This window comes from Flocculibacter collagenilyticus, assembly GCF_016469335.1.
GTDB classification, from domain to species: domain Bacteria; phylum Pseudomonadota; class Gammaproteobacteria; order Enterobacterales; family Alteromonadaceae; genus Flocculibacter; species Flocculibacter collagenilyticus.
Map to the genome: position 1 here is coordinate 2,592,491 of NZ_CP059888.1, position 22,906 is coordinate 2,615,396.

The 22,906-nt window shown below is 41.9% G+C and carries 21 protein-coding genes; 14 read left to right on the top strand and 7 right to left on the bottom strand.

Annotated elements, in window-relative coordinates:
* Positions 1-171: 171 nt before the first annotated feature.
* The 13 genes from ndhC (at position 172) to HUU81_RS11530 (ending at position 15,821) form a co-directional block, all read left to right on the top strand.
* Positions 172-681 (top strand): NADH-quinone oxidoreductase subunit A, encoded by a 510-nt coding sequence (ndhC, locus tag HUU81_RS11470; protein WP_199609082.1) that lies wholly within the window; start codon positions 172-174, stop codon positions 679-681.
* Between the two features lie 10 nt (positions 682-691).
* Entirely contained in the window at positions 692-1,351 is a 660-nt protein-coding gene (locus tag HUU81_RS11475) for a NuoB/complex I 20 kDa subunit family protein (protein WP_199609083.1), read from the top strand.
* A 25-nt stretch (positions 1,352-1,376) separates the two neighbouring features.
* A complete protein-coding gene (gene nuoC / locus HUU81_RS11480; protein WP_233520487.1) occupies positions 1,377-3,200 on the top strand; it encodes an NADH-quinone oxidoreductase subunit C/D in 1,824 nt (607 codons plus the stop codon).
* A gap of 61 nt (positions 3,201-3,261) precedes the next feature.
* Positions 3,262-3,789 carry an NADH-quinone oxidoreductase subunit NuoE gene (gene nuoE / locus HUU81_RS11485; RefSeq protein ID WP_199609084.1) on the top strand — a complete coding sequence of 176 codons (528 nt, stop codon included), beginning with the start codon at positions 3,262-3,264 and terminating at the stop codon, positions 3,787-3,789.
* Positions 3,779-5,221: an NADH-quinone oxidoreductase subunit NuoF gene (gene nuoF / locus HUU81_RS11490; RefSeq protein ID WP_199609085.1), complete on the top strand. Its 1,443-nt coding sequence runs from the start codon at positions 3,779-3,781 to the stop codon at positions 5,219-5,221. Before nuoE ends, nuoF begins: the two co-directional genes overlap by 11 nt.
* A 1-nt stretch (position 5,222) precedes the next feature.
* Entirely contained in the window at positions 5,223-8,309 is a 3,087-nt protein-coding gene (gene nuoG, locus HUU81_RS11495; RefSeq protein WP_199609086.1) for an NADH-quinone oxidoreductase subunit NuoG, read from the top strand.
* Complete coding sequence (gene nuoH / locus HUU81_RS11500) at positions 8,306-9,253, top strand: NADH-quinone oxidoreductase subunit NuoH (RefSeq protein ID WP_199609087.1); 948 nt, start codon at positions 8,306-8,308, stop codon at positions 9,251-9,253. Before nuoG ends, nuoH begins: the two co-directional genes overlap by 4 nt.
* A gap of 8 nt (positions 9,254-9,261) precedes the next feature.
* The gene (nuoI, locus tag HUU81_RS11505) at positions 9,262-9,807 is read left to right on the top strand and encodes an NADH-quinone oxidoreductase subunit NuoI (RefSeq protein ID WP_199609088.1); all 546 of its coding nucleotides are present in this window, start codon (positions 9,262-9,264) and stop codon (positions 9,805-9,807) included.
* Positions 9,804-10,424: an NADH-quinone oxidoreductase subunit J gene (nuoJ, locus tag HUU81_RS11510; RefSeq protein ID WP_233520488.1), complete on the top strand. Its 621-nt coding sequence runs from the start codon at positions 9,804-9,806 to the stop codon at positions 10,422-10,424. Before nuoI ends, nuoJ begins: the two co-directional genes overlap by 4 nt.
* Positions 10,425-10,433: 9 nt before the next feature.
* Positions 10,434-10,742, top strand: coding sequence for an NADH-quinone oxidoreductase subunit NuoK (nuoK, locus tag HUU81_RS11515; protein ID WP_199609089.1), 309 nt, complete (start codon positions 10,434-10,436; stop codon positions 10,740-10,742).
* A gap of 12 nt (positions 10,743-10,754) precedes the next feature.
* On the top strand, positions 10,755-12,743 hold the full coding sequence (gene nuoL / locus HUU81_RS11520) for an NADH-quinone oxidoreductase subunit L (protein WP_199609090.1): 1,989 nt from the start codon (positions 10,755-10,757) through the stop codon (positions 12,741-12,743).
* A complete protein-coding gene (locus HUU81_RS11525; RefSeq protein WP_199609091.1) occupies positions 12,731-14,371 on the top strand; it encodes a complex I subunit 4 family protein in 1,641 nt (546 codons plus the stop codon). The genes nuoL and HUU81_RS11525 overlap by 13 nt, the downstream gene beginning before the upstream one ends.
* Positions 14,361-15,821 carry an NADH-quinone oxidoreductase subunit N gene (locus HUU81_RS11530; RefSeq protein WP_199609092.1) on the top strand — a complete coding sequence of 487 codons (1,461 nt, stop codon included), beginning with the start codon at positions 14,361-14,363 and terminating at the stop codon, positions 15,819-15,821. Before HUU81_RS11525 ends, HUU81_RS11530 begins: the two co-directional genes overlap by 11 nt.
* Before the next feature lie 20 nt (positions 15,822-15,841).
* Here HUU81_RS11530 and HUU81_RS11535 read toward each other — a convergent pair whose 3' ends face one another.
* Positions 15,842-17,302, bottom strand: coding sequence for a DUF885 family protein (locus HUU81_RS11535; protein ID WP_199609093.1), 1,461 nt, complete (start codon positions 17,300-17,302; stop codon positions 15,842-15,844).
* A 136-nt stretch (positions 17,303-17,438) separates the two neighbouring features.
* Here HUU81_RS11535 and HUU81_RS11540 point away from each other — a divergent pair, with 136 nt between their 5' ends.
* Complete coding sequence (locus HUU81_RS11540) at positions 17,439-17,879, top strand: diguanylate cyclase domain-containing protein (RefSeq protein ID WP_233520489.1); 441 nt, start codon at positions 17,439-17,441, stop codon at positions 17,877-17,879.
* 20 nt (positions 17,880-17,899) lie between these two features.
* Here HUU81_RS11540 and HUU81_RS11545 read toward each other — a convergent pair whose 3' ends face one another.
* The 6 genes from HUU81_RS11545 to ahpC form a co-directional block, all read right to left on the bottom strand.
* Positions 17,900-18,124: a hypothetical protein gene (locus tag HUU81_RS11545; RefSeq protein WP_199609095.1), complete on the bottom strand. Its 225-nt coding sequence runs from the start codon at positions 18,122-18,124 to the stop codon at positions 17,900-17,902.
* 13 nt (positions 18,125-18,137) lie between these two features.
* Positions 18,138-18,746 (bottom strand): DUF2589 domain-containing protein, encoded by a 609-nt coding sequence (locus tag HUU81_RS11550; protein WP_199609096.1) that lies wholly within the window; start codon positions 18,744-18,746, stop codon positions 18,138-18,140.
* A 27-nt stretch (positions 18,747-18,773) separates the two neighbouring features.
* On the bottom strand, positions 18,774-19,265 hold the full coding sequence (locus tag HUU81_RS11555) for a DUF2589 domain-containing protein (RefSeq protein WP_199609097.1): 492 nt from the start codon (positions 19,263-19,265) through the stop codon (positions 18,774-18,776).
* A gap of 118 nt (positions 19,266-19,383) precedes the next feature.
* A complete protein-coding gene (locus HUU81_RS11560) occupies positions 19,384-20,010 on the bottom strand; it encodes a DUF2589 domain-containing protein (protein ID WP_199609098.1) in 627 nt (208 codons plus the stop codon).
* A gap of 458 nt (positions 20,011-20,468) precedes the next feature.
* Positions 20,469-22,034 carry an alkyl hydroperoxide reductase subunit F gene (gene ahpF, locus HUU81_RS11565; protein ID WP_199609099.1) on the bottom strand — a complete coding sequence of 522 codons (1,566 nt, stop codon included), beginning with the start codon at positions 22,032-22,034 and terminating at the stop codon, positions 20,469-20,471.
* 111 nt (positions 22,035-22,145) lie between these two features.
* Positions 22,146-22,709, bottom strand: a complete 564-nt coding sequence (ahpC, locus tag HUU81_RS11570) for an alkyl hydroperoxide reductase subunit C (RefSeq protein ID WP_199609100.1) — start codon at positions 22,707-22,709, stop codon at positions 22,146-22,148.
* Between the last annotated feature and the right edge of the window lie 197 nt (positions 22,710-22,906).

Consider the following 22,906-nt stretch of genomic DNA (forward strand, 5'->3'; position numbering starts at 1 on the left):
AAACAACAGAAGAAACGTTTTCATCTATAACAGGTATCAAACTAATAATTATAAAAGCACAACCCACCTCAGCCAAAGAACACACTGATTAGTGAGCGGGTTGTTTAGTTGCTAACTTGCTTATGCAGTAACTAGCTAGTTGTCAGCGGTTTATTGATTTAGGGAAACATTATGTTAGACCAATCACTTCACCAGCTATGGCCAATTGCAATTTATTTTATTTCCGTAACCGGTTTATTAATCGGCGTCATGGTGGCGTCGCACTATATTGGTCCAAAAACCAAAGGCCGAGAAACAGATACCCCCTACGAGTCTGGCATCGTGTCTTTAGGCTCTGCACGTGTTAAATTTTCTAATCACTTTTTTTTATACGCCATCTTTTTTGTTATTTTCGATTTAGAAACCGTTTTCTTATTTGCCTGGGTCATTGCATTTCAAGAAGCCGGGATCTTGGGATTAATCGAAGCATTCATTTTTATCGCAATATTATTAGCAGCCTTGGTTTATTTATGGAAAATTGGCGCGCTCGACGTTAATCGCAGACACAGTAAAGGACATGTACCTTATCTTACTGCATCTCAACAACCACACACTGCGTCCAAACATCAAGCGCAGCAACAAACACCACAAAGCCCCCTATCGTCATTAGCCACGCCTTCTAACAACATTGAAAAACCATAAAGGAATTCGAATGGACTGGAATCTAACCCCTGCTCAACCAAACACACAAGCTACAAACGCAGATGACGGTTTAGCAACGTTTTCTCCTGAAGAACGAGAGCATATTAAGAAAAACGTGATTTTTACTAAGCTTAACGACTTAGTGAATTGGGGGCGTAAAAATTCTATTTGGCCATTTAACTTTGGGTTGTCGTGTTGCTACGTGGAAATGGCAACCAGCTTTACCAGCCGCCACGATATTGCACGATTTGGCGCTGAAGTGATTAGAGCAACGCCCCGTGAAGCCGACTTAATTGTCATTTCTGGCACTGTATTTAGAAAAATGGCACCTGTAGTACGTCGTTTATACGACCAATTATTAGAGCCTAAATGGGTTATTTCAATGGGCAGCTGTGCTAACTCTGGCGGCATGTACGACATCTACAGCGTGGTGCAAGGAGTCGATAAAATTCTCCCTGTTGATGTGTATGTACCGGGGTGCCCTCCTCGTCCAGAGGTACTACTAGAAGGGCTGCTACTACTGCAACAAAAAATCGGCAATGAACAGCGACCACTAAGCTGGGTGGTAGGTGAAGACCATGTTGAAGTAATAAAAACAGCCAGCCAGCGAGATATAAAAAATGCCGAGCGGATGCGGGCTCAGTTACTTACACCGCCAGATCAAATTTAACAAGGACAGATTAAGGATCAAATGAATGACACCACCAAATGCGCCAATTTCTAAAAAAGAATCTGAAATGATCAATAGCGCAAGTGCGTCATACATATCACCTGAACAACAGTCTATTTCGCCTGAAATTCAAGCGCTAGCTCCCACAATACTACTTCACCCACAAATTACCGCAGATAATATAGAAACATTATGGATTGAACGTTCAGACTTAAAAACATTATGCCAATTACTCAAATACAAACTGTCGCTGGGTTTTGATTTTTTGTTCGACCTTACCGCCATAGATGAAACCAGACGCGTACATGGCACTAACCAGCCACGTAAAGACTTCACCATGGTTTATCAACTTCGCAGCTATGGCAGAAATAAAGATATCAGATTAAAAGTCGCACTCGAAAGCGACAACAAAACACTGCCAACCATTAGCGACATTTGGGCAAATGCCAATTGGTATGAGCGTGAAGTGTGGGACTTATTTGGCATTACGTTCGAAGGTCACCCTTGCCTTCACCGCATTATGATGCCACCAACTTGGCAAGGACACCCCTTATGCAAAGACCATCCTGCTCGAGCAACAGAAATGACCCCTTTCAGTTTGCCCGACGCGGTGCAAGATGAAGAACAAGCCGCCTTAAAGTTTAATCCCAAAGCCTGGGGACTAACACCTAGATCTGACAATGAAAATGAATTTATGTGGTTGAATCTGGGTCCGAATCACCCGAGTGTGCACGGTGTATTTCGGGTAATGTTGCAACTGGATGGAGAAGAAATTGTCAATGCCATTCCTGATATTGGCTACCACCATCGCGGCGCAGAAAAAATGGCCGAACGACAAAACTGGCATAGCTATATTCCTTACACCGATCGCATCGACTACCTCGGCGGCGTAATGAACAACCTGCCTTATGTTATGGCGGTAGAACAGTTAGCAGGCATAAAAGTCCCCGAACGGGTTAAAGTTATTCGCATTATGATGGCCGAAATATTCCGCATTCTTAGCCACCTTTTGTTTTACGGCACCTTTGCACAAGACGTAGGTGCACTGTCTCCCATTTTTTACATGTTTGTCGATCGGGAAAAACTGTTTGGCATTGTCGAAGCCATCACAGGAGCAAGAATGCACCCAAGCTGGTTCCGTATTGGCGGCGTAGCACAAGACTTACCAAAAGGCTGGGACAAACTCATTTTAGAGTATGTCGATTACTTACCGCCTCGCCTTGATGAATACGAAAAAATGGTCATGCAAAACGAAATCTTAAAATGCCGCACTGTTGGCATTGGTGCATACAACACAGAACAAGCAATAAAATGGGGAGTGACAGGTCCCGGCCTACGCGCCACAGGGCTTGATTGGGATTTAAGAAAAAAGCGTCCATACGGCGGATACGATCAATTCGAGTTTGATATTCCTACAGGACAAAATGGCGACTGCTACGATCGCTGCAAAGTGCGCGTAGAAGAAATGCGACAGAGCTTACGTATTATCAAACAATGTGCGCTAAACATGCCGGAAGGGGATTATAAGGCAGACCATCCACTGACTACGCCCCCGCCAAAACATAGAACCATGCAAGACATCGACACCTTAATTCCTCATTTTCTGGGCGTCACTTGGGGACCAGTGATTCCTGAAGGTGAAGGAATGGTGGAAGTAGAAGCAACCAAAGGTATCAATTCTTATTTTTTAATTAGCGATAAATCGAATATGTCTTATCGAACACGTATTCGTACGCCTTCATTTGCACATTTACAAATGATCCCAGAACTTGCCAAAGGACAAATGGTCGCCGACTTAATAGCCACCATTGCCAGCATCGACTTTGTAATGGCCGATGTAGATAGATAACCCAAAGTGGTATGAGAGATTGAATCGTAAAAAATGATAATAAACAGGGAGCTGATACTATATGAACCAAACAATTGATGTGGTTAATATTAGTTACGCACACTATTTAACAGCGCAAGAAATAGCAGAAATAGAGCATGAGTGCTCGTTATATGAATTGCGCTCGGCTGCCGCAATTGATGCCTTGCAAATAGTGCAAAAGCAACGTCGCTGGATAAGCGATGATACCCTGTTTGCTATTGCTGACTTACTCAAAATCTCACCTGCCCAGCTCGACAGCGTCGCCACCTTTTATAACCACATTTATCGCAAACCAGTCGGAAAATACGTTATTCATGTATGCGATAGCATCGCTTGCTGGTTAGCGGATTACCACGCACTTATTCTGCACATTAAGCAACAACTCAAGATTGAATTTGGCGAAACAACCCCTGACGAGCAATTTACGTTACTGACAAACGTGTGTTTGGGTAGTTGCGACAAACCACCAGCCATCATGATTAACGGGGAAATAATGGAATACGTCACACCACAAAAGTTTGACGACATCCTCACAAATTTGCGCCAAGGAGAAAATCATGACCTCTAACCATGGCGCAAACTCATCTACCACTGCTTCATCTAATACTCAGCCGCTTACCGAACATATTAATGTAAAGGCACCTCAAACGATTTTGCAATATCAACAAGTAGGAGGCTATCGCGGTTTTGAGCGAGCACTTAATACCATGTCACCACAAGAAGTACAGCAACTGGTAAAAGATTCGCAACTAAAAGGCCGTGGTGGAGCGGGCTTTCCTACTGGCGTGAAGTGGAGCTTTGTGCCATTTAATGACGCTGTAGCTAAAGCGAATAAATATTTCATCTGTAATGCCGATGAAATGGAGCCAGGCACATTTAAAGACAGGTTACTTATGGAAGGCGCGCCGCACCAATTAATTGAAGGACTGATGATTGGCGCCTACGCCATTGGCGCGAATAAAGCCTTTATTTTTCTGCGTGGCGAGTACACGTTAGCAACTAAGCGACTACAACACGCCATCCAAGAAGCCTATGAAGCGGGTTTACTAGGCAAAAAAATTAAAGGCACTGACTACAGCTTAGATATGCACCTTCATACCAGCGCAGGCAGATATATTTGTGGCGAAGAAACCGCACTGATTAACGCATTAGAAGGCAAACGCGCCAATCCCAGAGCCAAGCCGCCTTTCCCCCAAGTTGTTGGACTTTTTGGCCGCCCTACCATTGTGAACAATTGCGAGACACTGTGTAATTTACCGCATATTTTAAAGCACGGCGCACAATGGTTTATCGACTTAAGCCAGAGTGAAGACGCGGGCACCAAAATATACGGCGCTTGCGGCCGTGTAACACAGCCCGGACTATGGGAATTACCTATGGGACCAACTATTCGCGACGTACTTTATGAACACGCTGGCGGCATGCAAGAAGGTCTCAAATTAAAAGGTTTATTACCCGGCGGCGCATCTACCGACTTTTTATTACCCGAACACTTAGACACCCCAATGACCTATAACGCGATTTCTAAAGCTGGCAGTCGCCTTGGCACTGGGGGATTAATTGTTCTGGATGATCAGCAATGCCCTGTAGGAATGGTAAGAAATCTGCTGCAATTTTTTGCGCAAGAATCTTGTGGCTGGTGTACGCCATGTCGAGATGGATTGCCTTGGGCTGTAGAAATACTAACGCGATTAGAATTGGGTTTTGGTCATTATGACGATTTAGACCAACTGAAAAAAATGTGCGACTTTATGTGGATTGGTAAAACCTTTTGCGCACTGGCTCCCGGTGCCGTGGAACCGTTACAAAGCGCCCTCAAGTATTTTGAAGATGACTTTACCGCACATATAGATAAAAAGTGCTGCCCTTATTGCCCAAATGGGCATCCTGAAGCACATCTTTATTCTCATTTACAGCCACATCTACAAAGCATTCAAGCCAACCGCCTTTCAGGTAATCAGGCTTCCGCATGCGCAGATATAAATGCAGGAGGCCAATAGCGTGATCACCATTACCATTGATGATAAGCAGTACAACATTGAAGAAGGACAAAACCTGCTTCAAGCGGTGTTATCCCTGAAAATGGATTTACCCTATTTTTGTTGGCATCCCAAACTTGGCTCTGTCGGTGCTTGCCGTCAATGCGCCATGACCCAATATCACGACAAAGTAAATGATGAAGGTGAACAAGTAAAAGACACTAAAGGCAGATTAATTGTGGCTTGCATGACGCCAGTTGAAAACAACATGCGAGTATCATTAAGCGCAAAACCTGAGTCAGAATTTCGTGAGCAGGTTATTGCCAGTTTAATGACCAATCACCCACACGACTGCCCTGTATGCAGTGAAGGCGGCGAATGCCATTTACAAGATATGACCGTCATGACAGGTCATACTCAACGCAACTACCAAGGCTTCAAACGCACCTTTAATAACCAATATTTAGGCCCACTAATTAAACACGAAATGAATCGATGCATTACTTGTTATCGCTGTGTTCGCTTTTATCAAGATTACGCGGGAGGGAGTGACTTAGCCGCATTTGGTTCAAAAAATCATGTCTATTTTGGTCGTGTTGATACACAAAAAGTCATTATTGATAACGATGGGATTATGGCTAATCCGCTACAAGAGGGTGCCTTAACCAATATATTTGCTGGTAACTTAGCCGAAGTTTGCCCAACAGGGGTGTTTACCGACAAACCGTTTACCGAGCACTATTCAAGAAAATGGGATTTACAGTCTGCCCCTTCTGTTTGCACCTTATGTAGCGTAGGCTGCAATACCAGCATTGCCGAACGATATGGTGCTTTGCGACGGATAACTAATCGATACAACCCAAGTATTAATCATTACTTTATATGCGACAAAGGGCGCTTTGGGTTTGGCTTTGTTAATCATCCAAAACGCATAAAACAAATTCACGTACAAGGGCAAGCAATCAGCATAAACAACCAGCCTCTTACATGGCATGATCACCAGTTACAGCTTAAAGTAAAACAAGCCGCACAATACAGGTATACTGGTATAGGTTCATCACGCGCGAGTTTAGAAAGTAATTTTGCGCTGAAAAAACTAGTAGGCAGTAAGAATTTTTGCAGCGGCCTACCTCAAGTTACACACCAATTACTCGTGCAGCATATGGCTATTTGCCAACAATACCCTCAAGCCTCTATTGAAGAAATTGAACAGGCTGATGCAGTCTTAATTCTATCGGAAGACATTCTTAATACCGCGCCACGTATTTACCTAGCCGTAAGACAAGCACTCAACACAAAAGCTGAAGAAGCGGCACAAGCACTTAATTTACCAACATGGCAGGATGCCGCCGTCAAACAAATTAAACACTACAACCAAACGCCATTATTTATTACTGGCAGTGGCGAGCAACCGCTTGTTGAAGCTTCTACAGAAGCTGCATATATAGTAACGACTACAGAGCAAAGCGAGCAAATAGCCAACGCCATTGCTCAACGCATAAATCCAGAAGTTGGTGAAGCTAACGGTGATAATCAGCCGCAAGCATCCAGCCATCAATCTTTTATCAAACGTGCAATTAACGCACTTAAAGAAGCATCGCGACCATTAATCATTACTGGCTGGAGTTCACAAAGCGCCGAGCTATTAAAAGCTACAAGCCATATTCTTGAGCAGTTGGGTGATAAAGCACTGAGCTGTATTATTCCTGAACAAGCCAATAGTTTAGGGGTCGGACTTTTAATTGATGAGCACACATTGTGTTTAGAACAAATAACAAATACTCCTATTAGCTCTGATAATAAAGTAGAGCCAACAGGACTTATTGTTCTAGAAAACGATTTAAATGAATTACCTTTAGCGTCTCAATTACTGGAAAAATCTCCCACAACCATTTTGATCGATCACAACAATGCTCATTTACTTCCCCATAGCCATTTAGCATTACCTGCAACCACATTTGCTGAATCGCAAGGCCACCTAGTTAATTACCAAGGAGCCGTACAGCCATTTTATCCTGTTTGTCAGCCGCAAAACCAAGTTAATGAAAGCTGGAAGTGGCTTGTAAATATTGCAAATAGCTGGCAAACCTCCAACCTTCAAAACGTCTCAAATGTGACTGAATTACAACAACTTATTGAAGAAGAATTTCCACGTTTAGCGGGTATTTCAAATGCCTCTCACCCACATCGCACAGCAAGACAAACTGCACGGGCCAGCGGCCGAACCGCCATGTTAGCAAATACAACTGTTCAAGAGCCTAAGCCTGTTCAAGATAAAACTTCACCTTTTACTTTTTCCATGGAAGGTTTAACGCCCGAGCAGCTTATTAAGTTACAAGCCTCAGACATTAAAATGCCTTATACGTGGGCTGCAGGCTGGAACTCTAATCAGTCTGTACATAAGTTTGTGAACGATATAGATGCCGAACACATTAATATTTTTTCACCTTCAAACAATAAGCCATGGCAAGAAAACAGCCTAGTTAAAGCGCTATCGTCACAAGCTGAGCGACCATCTGTTGAACCCAGCACGCCTACCTCAGAGCAAGTACGATTAATACCCACATCACGTGCAATAGGCAGTAACACGTTAAGTATGTACACGCCAGAATTAGCTAGCCTCGCGCTTCCAAGAACGCTTTGGCTACCAAAGGCTCAGTGCGAACAATACATTTCAGACGCTGCCCCACACTATATTACGATCTCTCAAGATGAAGTCACCTTTACTTGTCGGCTAGCATTCTGTGAACATATACCTACGCATCACGCATTGCTGTTTCTACCTCACTATCTTACTGTTTACTCCCATCTGCCGAGTAACCTTTCCAGACTCATAAACTGGCAGTACCCTGCGGCTTTAACAATGGCAACGTCTGACCAAGTCAGCGAATTTGAAAAAGAGTTGCAGACTATCAACCAAAGCATTGCCGATGATAAAACCGTTATGCTTGCTCAATTACAGCAACAAGATGAACACATTCCGATTCACTTTTTTGGTGAGATACAACCCGACTTAAGAAGTGAAAATGCAGCACTCAAAGCAAAAATGCTCAATGCGGTTGCTCCTCATCAAGCTGGAGATAATAAAAATGTGGGAGATAATCAATGATCGACTTATCTCTGTTACTGTTTATTGGTGTTTTGCTCGCCATACTTATTCCCACTGCCGCCATGTTAGTGTGGGTGGAAAGACGCATGTTAGGTATTTGGCAAGACCGACTTGGACCAAACCGTGTGGGGCCATTTGGCATTTTACAATCGGTTGCCGACTTAATAAAAATTCTTACCAAGCACGATTGGATCCCTTCATTTGCTGACAAACCCGTTTTTGTTATAGCACCTCTCGTCATTGCCGTTACTGTGTTAATGAGCTTTGCAGTGATTCCTTTTTCTCCTTCGCTTGTTATTTCTGATCTTAATGTAGGGTTACTCTTTTTTATCGCCATGACCTCACTTTCAGTGTACGCCGTTATTTTGGCTGGCTGGGCATCAAATAATAAGTACGCCATGTTAGGCGCAATGCGTGCAGCCGCTCAAACAATTAGCTATGAAGTATTTTTAGGCATTTCGTTAATGGGTGTGGTGTTACTGGCTGGTAGTTTTAATTTAAGCGATATCGTTGAAGCGCAACGCGACGGCTGGTTCGTATTCTCACAATTTTTTGGCTTTATTATTTTTTTAATTGCAGGCATCGCTGAAAGCCACCGCCTGCCGTTCGACTTACCCGAGGCGGAAACAGAATTGACCGCAGGGTTTCATACCGAATATTCAGGTATTAAGTTTGCCCTGTTCTTTTTAGGTGAATACCTCTCATTACTATTGTTATCTGTTATCACGGTGGTGCTGTTTTTGGGCGGCTGGTCTGGCCCGTTTTTACCGCCACTGGTGTGGTTTATTCTAAAAACAGTGTTTCTTATTTTATTTATTATTTTAATCCGTGCAGCGCTGCCTAGACCTCGATTTGATCAGCTAATGGCGTTTGGCTGGAAAGTGTTACTCCCTATCGCCTTACTTAACTTAATGATCACAGCGCTGATCGCCATGGAGTATTAGGAGAAAAGATGAGACACCTTAAGTTTGTTTTCAACATATTTTTTTCTCAGTTCCGCACGTTGTGGCTAGTGCTAAAGCATACGTTTGTAAACGCTGACACCGTAGAATACCCCGAAAAAAAGCCTTATTTAGCGCCACGTTACAGAGGGCGAATTGTGTTAACCCGCGATCCCGATGGCGAAGAACGCTGCGTAGCCTGTAATCTATGTGCAGCCGCTTGTCCTGTTGACTGTATCGCACTGCAAAAAACCGAAGATGAAAATGGCCGATGGCGCGCAGAGTTTTTTAGAATTAATTTCTCGCGCTGTATTTTGTGCGGCATGTGCGAAGAAGCATGTCCTACCTATGCCATTCAGCTAACCCCCGATGTTGAAATAAGCGAATATGACCGTTCAAATTTAGTGTATGAAAAAGAACACTTACTAATAGACGGACCAGGAAAATATCACGATTACAATTTTTATCATAAATCTGGGATCACCATCGCCAATAAAGCCAAAGGCCAAGCAGACCAAGAAAAGCAACCCGTCGATATTAAGGATTTAATGCCATGATCCAAATATTGTTTTACTTAACTGCAACCATTGCCATTTTCTCGAGTGTAATGGTTATAACCCGCGCCAACGCCATTCATGCCATGTTGTATTTAATTACGATGCTATTAGCACTCGCATTTGCGTTTTATTTATTGGGCGCGCCTTTTGCTGCTGCATTAGAAGTCATTGTTTATGCGGGGGCGATTATGGTGCTATTTGTGTTTGCCGTGATGATGTTTAACTTCACAAAAGAAGATATTGAGCATGAGCAACAATCAATTCATGCCGCCAGCTGGTTTGGGCCAGCCATTTTAGCCAGCATCATTTTGTTTGAGCTGGTATATGTGATCAGTTCTTCTCAAACCAATATTGCACTTACCCGACATTTAATCGATGCCAAAATGGTTGGTATAGCGTTATTTGGCCCTTACGTCTTGGCGGTAGAAATTGCCTCGTTTGTATTATTAGCGGGCTTGGTTGGCGCATACCACTTAGCTAAACCGGTACAAGTAAATACGGTGACTAATATGGAAGAGAATGCCATCAAAAAAGAGCAATCTTCCCAACCGCCGACCGCGATACACGCTGATAACAATCAGCAAAAATCAGCCACTAAAAAATTTGCGAACAATTAGGAGCTAAGCATGATGCCAATTCCAATCGAGCAAGGCTTATTACTTTCAGTCGTACTATTTTCAGTGGGGCTAATCGGTATTATCGCTAGGCGCAATGTACTGTTTATGCTTATGGCATTAGAAATAATGCTTAATGGTGCGGCACTGGCTTTTATCGTGGCTGGCAGCTATTGGCAAAGTGTCGACGGACAAGTGATGTTTATTATGATTATCACATTAGCCGCAGCAGAAGTTGGGATTGCGCTTGCCCTCCTCATTCAACTACACAAACGCTCCACGCGTTTAGATATAGATGAATTGGCACAAATGAAAGGATAAAGGTACAAGGTTATGCTCACAAATGGGATTGATAACACCGTGCTAGAAAACACTTGGTTAAATTGGATTTACCTTGTACCACTCATGCCTCTATTGGGAGCACTGATACTGACTTTAATGGGTCGATATTTGACAAAACCTATTATTTCCTTAGTAGGTGTTGGCTCGGTTGGAACTGCTGCGTTAATAACCTTGCTGATTGGATTAGAATTTACCGCGTCTTTTTCATCCAACTTTACTCTAAATTTAGGTGGTTGGATCCCGTTAGAAAATACCTCCATTGATTTTGCTCTTTACCTTGATGCGTTCTCAATGTTGATGACGTCTATCGTCACGGGCGTGGGCTTTGTTATTCACTGGTACGCCGCTGCTTATATGTATAACGATAAAAGCTTGTCGCGCTTTTTTGTTTATATGAACCTGTTTGTATTCGCGATGCTTATTTTAGTGCTGAGCAATAATTTAGTGCTGCTTTATTTAGGGTGGGAAGGCGTTGGTATTTGTAGCTTCTTATTAATCGGCTTTTGGTATCAGAAACCAGCTAACGCCAAAGCTGCAACCAAAGCATTTGTGGTTACTCGTATAGGCGATACTGCGCTACTAATCGGTTTATTGTTGTTATTTAAAGAAGTACAAACACTCAATATTAACGACATTATTCAACTTGCTGATCAACGCTGGCAAACAGGCGATACCACGCTTGGTTGGATTTGCGCGTTAATACTGTTTGGCGCAGCGGGTAAATCGGCACAACTGCCACTACAAACATGGCTGCCTGATGCCATGGCAGGCCCAACGCCAGTTAGCGCATTAATCCATGCGGCCACAATGGTAACGGCGGGTGTATATTTGATCGCTCGTATGCATCCACTTTATGAACTGTCTCCTTTTGCCATGATGCTAGTGAGTTGGGTAGGTGTATTAACCTTACTTATTGCAGGGCTAGCCGCAATTGCGCAGTCTGATATTAAGCGTATTCTAGCCTATTCAACAGTGAGTCAAATTGGTTATATGTTTGTCGGGCTAGGTGCTGGTGGTTGGGCAAGCTCAGCGTTTCATTTAATGACACATGCGTTTTTTAAGGCGCTACTATTCTTAGTTGCAGGCAGCATTATTTTGGCGCTGCATCACGAACAAAACATTCATAAAATGGGCGGGCTTGTAAAGCGCCTGCCACTTACTAGCACCTTATTATTTGTTGGACTGATTGCATTAACTGCAGTTCCCGGTACGTCTGGATTTTTTAGTAAAGAAGCCATCTTAGATGTAGTTTGGCATGCCGAAACAGCTGGGCCAACAATATGGTGGCTTGCCGTTATTGGTGCAATGCTAACGGGTATTTATAGCTTTAGGTTATTTTTCATTGTGGGATTTGGCCAACCTTATGTTGATGAAAGTCAACCAAAGCGGCCGCTAACGCTAAAAGAAAAAATGGCGAAAAAGCACGGTAATGAACACGATGAAGCCAGCAACGAACAAGAGCAGCCGGAAGATTTTTCAGTTCTGAGCCATTTTCAGTTGCCACTGTTTCCGTTAGCGGCATTGGCCGTTTTTGGTGGGCTTATTCCTCTTAATTTAGCCTCTACTTTTGGCTTGCCTGAAGCCGCCACCTCACCTAGCTGGCTACACATTACCGCCATCGCTTTTTCATTAGTTGGCATTGTTATCGCCTATGTCATGTATTTTCCACGAAAAAAATCGAACGCCTCTGGTGTAACAGAACATAAGCCATTCGTCGTCAATGCAAACGTAAAATCATTTTTTACCAACGGATTAGGGTTCGATTGGCTTTATTCTTACCTATTTGTAAAACCCTTTCATTTCCTTTCAAGTAAAAATAAAAACGACATAGTAGATCAAATTTATACGTTCAACGCTTGGTTTGCTATCACGTGGCATGAATTACTCGTACTCACTCAATCAGGTCGGATGCGTTGGTATATTGCCAGTATGGCGGGTGGGTTTGCTTTATTATTAGGAGTGGTGCTATGGATTCTGTAAATACATTAGCGAACAACACCGTCGAGATAAGTTCAGTAGCCATGATTGTTCTCATTGCATTGCCCATGCTAGGCGGTGCGTTAGCGTGGGCGCTGAATAATTACCACCAGCATGCTGCCAAAATGGTAGCGGGCACCACCACATTACTGTCGTTACTTGTTCTCGTTATTTGTTATCAGCCACTCACCAGTCCACCGCTTGAAACATCGATGCAATGGTTTCCTCGGTTCAACATTCATTTCTCTTTAATGTTAGACGGTCTTAGCTATCTACTTATCTTACTCACTTTATTACTCACCCTGTTGTGTGTATTTATTTCAAGTAAACAAATTAAAGAAAAACAGGGGTTCTATTATTTTAATTTGCTGTTTAGTTTAAGCGGCATCGTAGGGGTATTTTTGGCCTCAGATTTATTCTTATTTTTCTTTTTTTGGGAAGTGATGCTACTGCCCATTACGGCGTTAATTTTAGTATGGGGATATGAGAACAGGCGCTATGCCGCCATTAAGTTTTTCATTTTTACACAAGCAAGTAGCTTACTTATGCTAATTGCCATTATTGCGCTCGCTATCATCCATTTTCAGCAAACAAGTCAATACAGCTTTAACTTTACCGAACTACAGCAAGTAAGCCTTACGGCCAACACCGAAATGTGGTTGTTACTAGGCTTTTTTGTCGCCTTTGCCGTTAAATTGCCTGCTGTCCCTTTCCATACTTGGCTGCCCGATGCGCATACCCAAGCCCCCACTGCGGGCAGTGTATTACTTGCAGGTATTCTATTAAAAACAGGTGCGTATGGATTATTACGCTTAGTACTGCCTTTATTTCCTGAGGCTGCACAAATTTTTGCCCCCTACGCGGTCACGATGGGAGTGGTAAGCATTATTTATGGTGCCGTGATGGCGTTTGCACAAACCGATTTTAAACGGTTAGTCGCCTATTCTAGTATTAGCCACATGGGATTTATTCTGTTAGCGGTATTTAGCTTTAATAAAGTTGCGCTAGATGGTGCCCTTTTCATCATGGTGGCACATGGTGTAAGTAGTGCGGCGTTGTTTTCAATGGCGGGCGCTATTCAACATCGGCTTCACACCCGAGAATTATTTTCAATGGGCGGCATGTGGCATTCGGCACCAAAAATGGGGGTCATGCTGTTAATTTTTATGGCTGCTGCGGTTGGCCTGCCCGGCCTTGCTAACTTTGTTGGTGAATTTATGGCGCTGGTCGGTAGCTTTAGTGCATACCCTGTTGCGACCTCAATTGCTGCATTGGGCGTGATCGGCTCGGCAATTTATGGATTAAAGCTTTTTCAGCGCGCATTCCAAGGAAAGCCAAATGTCATTATTCCCGATCTTGGCAAAACCGAAATGGGCTACTTCTCCTGTTTAGTCATTTTATTGTTTGTGCTTGGCGTTTTTCCTCAGATCATTTTTAATGTAACTGAAGCCAGTATGCAGAAAATACATTATGCAATAAATAACAAATCAAAAACGCATGACGATAACCTGTTACTCGCTAAACAACAAATCAACAATGCCACCAGTCAAACTAATAACTCAACGCCCTCAACAATTGCAAACACGCAACATAACCTAATGAAAAAAGAGATAAGCCAACATGACGATTAATGAACTCTTCCTTTTTTCTCCACATATTTTTCTGGGGATCGCCGCTGTTTTTGTCATGCTACAAATTGCGTTTAAGCGTTCTCATCATATTACCTATACAGCTACCATCGTCGTATTGCTCATTACTTCTTTGCTAACATTCTTTGTTTGGCCACAATCTCCCAAGTTTGTTACAGGTATTTTTGTAATGGACACCTTTGCTGCCTTTTTTATTCAGCTTATTCTTATTGCCAGTATCTCCGTTGTTATTTTTCACAAGCGCTATGCCGACGCCCCCCAACATAACAACGAAGTCAGCGTTCATCGTGAAGTAAATGAAGAGTTTTATTTGTTATTATTGCTGGCTTCACTTGGCGGTTGCTTATTGGTGAGTGCGAATCATGCCGTATCATTTTTTCTGGGTATTGAGCTGGTTAGTATCGCCGCCTTAGCAATGCTAGGTTATGCCCGACAACGTTCGCTAGCACTGGAGTCGGCATTCAAATATTTAATTATGTCGGGTGTTGGCACTGCTTTTATGCTTATGGGCTTAGCCCTGCTGTTTGCTCGCTCAGGTTCTTTACAACTTACCACAATGCTAACAGCGCAAAGTGACTATATGGTCGCCATTGGCATGCTATTAATTTTAGTAGGTGTTGGCTTTAAATTATCTTTAGTGCCCTTTCATTGGTGGACACCCGACGTATATCAAGGTGCGCCTGCCACGGCTACGATGTACATTGCCACCGTATCAAAAACGGCCGTTTTCGCCGCGCTGCTTCGTATTATAGTTAGCGTAGATACAGCAACCGTGCTTTTTTCTATACTCAGCGTCATCGCCGTATTAAGTATGGTGATAGGTAACTTATTAGCGCTCAAACAGTCTAATTTAAAACGGCTGTTAGCATATTCTGCTATTGCGCACATGGGCTATGTGCTGGTGGCAGCCATTTTGGCCATTAACTTAAACAGCTACCTAACTGTTGAAGCGTCGAGCTATTACTTATTGGCATATTTAGCGTCGAGCATTATCGCCTTTAGTGTTATGACAGCACTTTCTTCCATGCATCATCAGCAAGACGTTGAGTCACTCTCGCAATATCAAGGACTATTTTGGCATTCGCCATGGCTGGCTATTGCTTTAGTGTTAGCATTTTTATCGATGGCGGGTATGCCACTAACTATTGGATTTATTGGTAAGTTTTATTTGTTAAATATTGCTATTAATCAAATGGCTTGGTGGTTAGTCAGTGCAATGGTGTTAGGCAGTATTATTGGTCTTTATTATTATTTGCGAGTGATCTTCAGCTTATTCGCCGAAGCGCCTGAAACACAAACTGTTACCAACCCTCCCAGTGGTATATCGCTATTGTCTGGCGTTTGGTTAACATCTGTAACAGTTGCACTTGTACTGTTTGGCGTACTGCCTGAAATAATTGCTAAACCGATTGCTAGCCTGATCCTTGGCTAGCGTTGGCCTTACCGCTAACTTTATTTTAATTCGGTGAGTTTTATTTCAAGTGCACTAATAGGCTGAGGAGTGCTTTCCTTTAGCCAATCTAAAAACAGCTGTACCTCATTAAATTTATTTTTATGTTTTACATATAATTCATTAAGCATAAAAAGTGTCGAGATAGGTGCACTATTTACTGCGGGTAGTGCATAAATATCGCTCGATTGATATGCACGAATACCCGTTAGCTTTGTGTTCGAGCCGGTCAACATTTGTTGCTTACTAAACAAAGCCACTTGTTTACTCGACCACCCCAAATGATGCATACCTGTATCAATCACAAGTGCAGCTAACCAGCGCTGATAGGTAATAAGCGCTGGTATTTCACAGCTATTCATCAGCTGTTCTTCATTGTGTTTAAACTGTTCCACACACATCATTGCAGGTAACATTTTTACTGCAAGCGTTTGAGCACACGTTAACTCTTCAGGAATAATACTTGATGCTTCTTTCGGCTTGTTTTCATTAATTGCGTGGCAGTCTCGATACAATGCCAACGCGTCTGTTGGTCTGCTGCCAAGATTAGAAATTTTATTAAATTGTTGCACTGGCTTTTGTAAAATACTTAATTGCGACAATGCAAATTGATGTAACTTCGCAATATCAACCGCTCCACCCGCGTACGTATTTAATTTATGTTGATACCACAATTTGCCATTAGGTAAATGCCATAACCCATCGTGCGCTCTGCTTTTTGCTAAATACTCTTGCTCAAGAAATAGGTTTAACTCATTCAATGCGTTATTTATGCTATCCGACTGCGCACAGCCAACATTTTGTTCTGTTACCCACGCTACTTGCTTAAGTATATTTTTTACTTGATGAGCGCTTAAATAAATACTGTTAAATTGACCTTCTTTAAGTCGCGTAATGGTGTGCTTAATTAACTGCGGTACCAGTGCATATTTTTTAGATAACGTATTGCAAGTATATACTTCCTCACCCTCTAACTTAAGCGCTGCCGCAAACTCTGAAATGACCCCAGAATATTCATCAATGGGTAAAAACCGAGACGGAAAACGTTCAGAAATTAACTCCATATCTGTTCGCCACCGAAGTGATAAGTAATCAGTTTTTTGCTGAACAGGTAATGACTCCACATCAACACTATTTAACACGGCCTGCGTATCCACATTTAACGCATGTTTATTTTTTAAATAGTGATCAGAGTATTTATCTGTCAGTAGCCACTCATAATTTGACGGCTGACTAAAATCAGCATTTAAAACGTTTAAAGCTGCCACTGGTGAATGAAAACGAGTATGGGTATGAATGCGCGACAAATAATCAGTTTTCACGCTCTTTATTTGTGCAGAAGCAGACGCCTCAGCAGCCGTTTTTTGCTCAATGTGTGATGCTGAATTATTTACGTCATCGTTATTTTTCTTCCCACATCCGCCTAATAAAATTAATAGCGAGAGCGATAATATTTTTTTCATATTCAATTTTAGTAATATCAGTGAGTTAGCCTATACTTATTTTACCAGTACTTTGAGCGGCATGCTTATGATTTATTCATTTCAAAATTCAGCTTTTAGAGACAGCCTAACCGGACTTTACAACGAAGCCTATTTCATGGAAATTTTTAATCGTGAGTGGCACCGATTAATGCGCGAACAAGATGCGTTGTCATTCGTCATTGTTAATCCGCATATCAAAACGTTGGATGAAAATAGCAAAGTGGGGTTTCAAATTGTCGCAAAAGTATTAGAAAAAAGCGTGTTACGTGCCACCGATTTATTATCTCGGTTTCATGATAACGAATTTGCTGTAGGCCTATTTAATTTAAATGAAAATGGAACTAATACCATTATTCAACGCATATACGACAACTTAGACTCCATTTCTGACGAGCTTTATAAACTCAATATCCATGTCTCTATTGGTGCGCTTAACGTGCTGCCAAATAACGATATTGACTTAATGAACATTATTCGTTCGGCAAAAGAACTGGCAGAAGCCGCTTACAAAGAAAATAAACAAGGTTACAAGTTAGAATATTACCAATGTCATTAGGGCTTGTTGACCTCAAATACTCATTCATCTTGAGCGTGTTTAATCGCACGTTCAGACTCTTGTTTTAACGATTCAAATTTGTTGAAAGCTGAAGACACTTTATTTTGATCTTCCCGTGACAAAGAAATTGATACATTGCATGCTTCATTTGTACAGCTAAAACTTGAGCCTGACAGCAACAACTGAGAATCAAAAATAATAGGCATACCACAGCCCGGACAGTTAATTGTGGAAGTAAAAGACATAAACACTCCTTATTCAATGCTTGTTAATGTGCTTAGTGGGCATCGGAGCAATGCCTTTGGTAAATACATCAATAATTGCCGTAATCCCTTTAGGCAGCGGAAGCTGTCCAGCCTCTATACTTACTTCGTACTTTGCTGAACTACTGGTACTTGAGTTGCTCGCTATTGTACCGTGTAACTCCGACGTAAATTGTTGTCCTTTATAGTCATTAGCGACTTTTTGATTTGCCGCTTTTTTTATATCTTCAGACGACTCCGAGTTACATTGGGTCGAACTTTTTACCTCCATCTCAAACGCCACATTTAGCTTTTCAACTGCTAACGAATTAATGGGAATTAACGTCATTAAAGGCACCGTAAAATTCATCGCCACACTATCACTTGGCTGACCACTTTCATCGACAACCTGTCTTTCCATTTTGAACTTAACCATCACAGGAGAAAGAATATCAGGCTCCTCATCGGATTGATTAAAGCATGTACTTAAAACAAACTGTGTTTGCGACCTTGCCATCATTCCATTTGCATCAGCAGTTGCTTTTAATGGGGCTCCTATTAACGCCTTTAAAGGCAATCCACTAAACTGCCTAGCAATAGGTGACTTATCATTATCGTTTTCCATGGCGTTCCTTAAGTATTAAGACCCTAACTAACCGGGTATTTGCGCTCGAATTGCACGTTCATATCCTTCTATTACCTTCTGCAACCCTTCGGGCGGTTCTGCCCCGGTTAATGTAATTTCGATTTTGGTATTTTCATTAGTTTCATCTTTATGTTTACCAAACAAGCCGCCTTTTTTATTCGTTGGAAAAGCAACATACACTTCATCATTTTCGTCGGTGGTGACTTCTAAATGCGCCGTAAATTTCACTTCCGTAATTTTTTGCGTACTAATGGGGGATAAGGTTATTAGCGGAATATTGGCAACGACCGTTTCAATACCGTCGGGAGTTCTACTTGGAAATTCCATCGCCACCATTTTGGGGCGGTGGGTTATTCTATTTCCATTACTGTCGTGTTCCTCGTGCTCTATTTCATCAAAATAATCATCTAAATGTTTTCTGCCCTCATCTTCAACAGCCTGAGAAGCACTGTGTATACTTTCTTGAATTGCCTGCATAAGCGCTTGAAACTTAATCATTACTAACCTTCTTTTTACTTATTGATATTTAGTTAGGTGCAAGCACCAACGGCACTTGCACATTGCTTCAATAAACTATCGTGGCAAACAATAAACCCACCACAAAATGAGCAGGTTATTACTTATCACTTCCTGTAGGCTTAAGCATAATAGGATCAATATTTTTAGTGAATGCATCAATAATTGTTGTCACACCTTTTGGCAGCGGTAACTGTCCAGCATGCACATCAATCACATACTTAGCCTGATTTGACGACTCATAATGCTGACTTTCTTTAGATGTTGACTCACTTTCGCTGGAAACCGAACCATGCACTTCAACAGAAAAAAAACCTGCATTATATTTAGCTGTTATTTCTGCACTTGCAGAAGTTTTTTGCTGCTCTGATGTTTCAGTATCGTGAGAATTAGAACTTTTCACTTCCATTTCAAAATGCACTGTTACATCATCAACCGCTAAAGAGTTGAGTGGAATTATCGTCATTAACGGGACTGTAAACGAGGTATTTACTGGATCGGCTTGCCCACCATCGGCGGTAACCACTGCTCGCTGCATATTAAACGTGATCATCTTAGGTGTAAGATTTGAATTATCTTCACCTTCAAAACACGTACTTAACAAAAATTGTGTTTGCGTTCTTGCCATCATTCCATTGGCATCGGCTGATGCTTTTAAAGGTGCACCAATAAGCGACTTAATGGGTAGTCCACTAAATTGCTGCGCCATAGACACTAAACCGGTCATAATATAAATCCTTATATTGTTAGTTAATAAATTGATTCAATTTCAAAACTAACTGACAATCCATCTGTCTGCTATGCATTCACAATTTATGCCTGCACAATTTGTCGGTAAGTTATTTGAAGCCTAATCATTACACTGCAAATTACTTCCAAGTAGCAACTTAGCTTGTTCGCACCTGTGCGCTAATATAGCTACGTTAATAATATATAGGGCACAAATTAACCATGGTCAATTTTCAACCACTCATTCAAGGTTATCGCATTCACCCTAACAGGGAACGGCGAGTCATTAGATACAAAGTGAAGGGAAGATATTTAGTATGGATATTTTAAGAAGCTAGTGTAGCTAAACGCTTAAGTACACCATTGAAGTAGTTAACTGCCTACCTCTTAGCGAACGCCAAAACGATAGGCAGTGTAGCAGTACATTGAGTTTAAAAACTTACGCTAATCGCGCATTTAGCTTTCACGAATAATATGATCAAATGCTGATAATGCTGCCTTTGATCCTTCACCCATTGCAATCACAATTTGCTTGTATGGCACAGTGGTTACATCGCCAGCGGCAAAAATACCAGGCTCAGTTGTATTACAGCGTTCGTCCACAATTATTTCGCCATGTTTAGTGCGCTCAACTACGCCATTTAAAAATTCGCTGTTTGGCACTAAACCGATTTGCACAAAAATACCCGAAAGACTTTGCTGCTTTACTTCGCCTGTGTTTCTATCTTCGTAAGCGATACCCACAACCTTACCGTTTTCTGCAATCACTTCTTTGGTTGCAGCGCTTTTAATAATCGTGATTTTGTCGTGCGCTTCTGCTTTATCAACCAGCACTTTGTCGGCTTTTAATTCAGATAAAAATTCAAATACGGTTACATGATTAACCATTCCCGCTAAATCAAGCGCAGCCTCTATACCCGAGTTACCACCTCCCACTACGGCAACATCTTTGCCTTTGAAGAATGGACCATCACAGTGTGGGCAATATGCCACGCCAGAGCCAATATTTTCTCTTTCGCCCGGCACACCTAGCTCACGCCATTTGGCACCTGTCGCAATGATAACCGTTTTAGATTCTATTACTTCACCACTCGATAAATGCAGCTTCTTTGGCGCTGCAGCTTTGTTAGCATCTTTCTCTATTTTTTCGACACGTAAAAATTCTTTAATCGTAATATCGTAATCACTCAAATGAGCCTGCATATTGCCAGTTAACTCTGTGCCCGTTGTTTTAGGTACTGAAATTAAGTTTTCAATGCCTACCGTGTCTTTCACTTGACCACCAATTCGATCGGCAATCATAGTGACATTTAAGCCTTTTCGCGCAGCATAAATTGCCGAGGCAACACCTGCAGGCCCCGCGCCTATCACCGTAACGTCTTGCAGAGGTAACTGCTCTTGTTCATCACTGCCTAAAATATAGGGAAAACGCGCCACTAATTTATCTACAAGTTGCGCGGTGTCGATTTTACCGTTCGCAAACAATTCGCCATTTAAATAAACACTAGGCACACCTTGAATGTTACGGTCTTCAATTAAGTCTTGAAATAAACCACCGTCAATCATTTCACTGCTAATTTTGTCGTTCAGTAATGCGAACTGATTTAATGACTGAACCACATCAGGGCAGTTATGACAGCTTAATGAGATAAACACTTCAAAATGTAAATCTTCTTGAATTTTCTGTACCATTTTCGTCAAGGTATTATCCAGTTTTAGCTGCGTACCCGACGACTGTAAAATCGCTAAAATTAATGAATTGAATTCATGGCCACTGGGTATACCTGAAAAATGAATACCGTTGTTGTTACCGTCTACTTCTAAGAAAAATGTAATTGGATTTCTTAGTCCTTCATCACGTTCAACTAGTTCAAGGTTGTCAGATACCGAGCAAATTTGGGTTAAAAACGTGGTTAACTCTGTTCGTTTATCATGCTCACCAGTCTGTAAAACTAATGAGACCTTGTTAGTCATATTTTCGGTGTAAGTTTTTAATGCATTTAAAATATCGTTGCTTAACATAGGGCTACCTTTTTTACGTCAAAAAGCTAATACAGTGATTACTGGTGAATAATGGGCGGATACCAGTTTGGCTAGGTTCCGCCCTATTACTAAGAGAAGTACTTAGTTAACTTAGATTTTGCCTACAAGATCTAAGCTTGGTGTTAACGTTGCTTCACCTTGTTCCCATGCTGCAGGACATACTTCGCCATCGTTTTCACGTACATACTGTGCCGCTTTTACGTTACGAACCATGTCTTTAGCGCTACGACCAATACCACCAGCATGAATGTGTGCAACTTGAATGATGCCGTCAGGGTCCGCTAAAAAAGTACCACGATGTGCCATATGATCTTCTTCAATCATTACGTCGAAGCCACGTGTAATTGTGCCAGTTTGGTCACCAAGCATTGGAAATTTAATTTTTCCGATAGCGTCTGAAGAGTCGTGCCATGCTTTGTGCGAAAAGTGTGTGTCCGTTGATACTGCATATACTTCAACACCTAACTTTTGTAATTCTTCATATTGGTTTGCCATGTCTTCTAATTCTGTTGGACATACAAACGTAAAGTCAGCTGGGTAAAATAAAAAGATTGACCACTTACCTTTCACACTCTCAGACGTTACTTCAACAAACTCGCCGTTGTGGAATGCTTGTGCTTTAAATTCTGGGATTGATTTGCCAATTTGAGCCATGTTAATTTCCTCACTTGTTTAAAAAATGTTGTGTTATATACCCAATGCAATTGAAGATGCCGCTAGGCAATAAGTTTCTCAGTCCCCATAAGCTTAAAGCTCAGTGATTGGGGTGAAGTGCGCTATCAACAACGCTACACCTTCAAGTGAAACGGGTAAGAAAGCGTGTTTGCTTTCGATGGGTGTATATTAGAGGT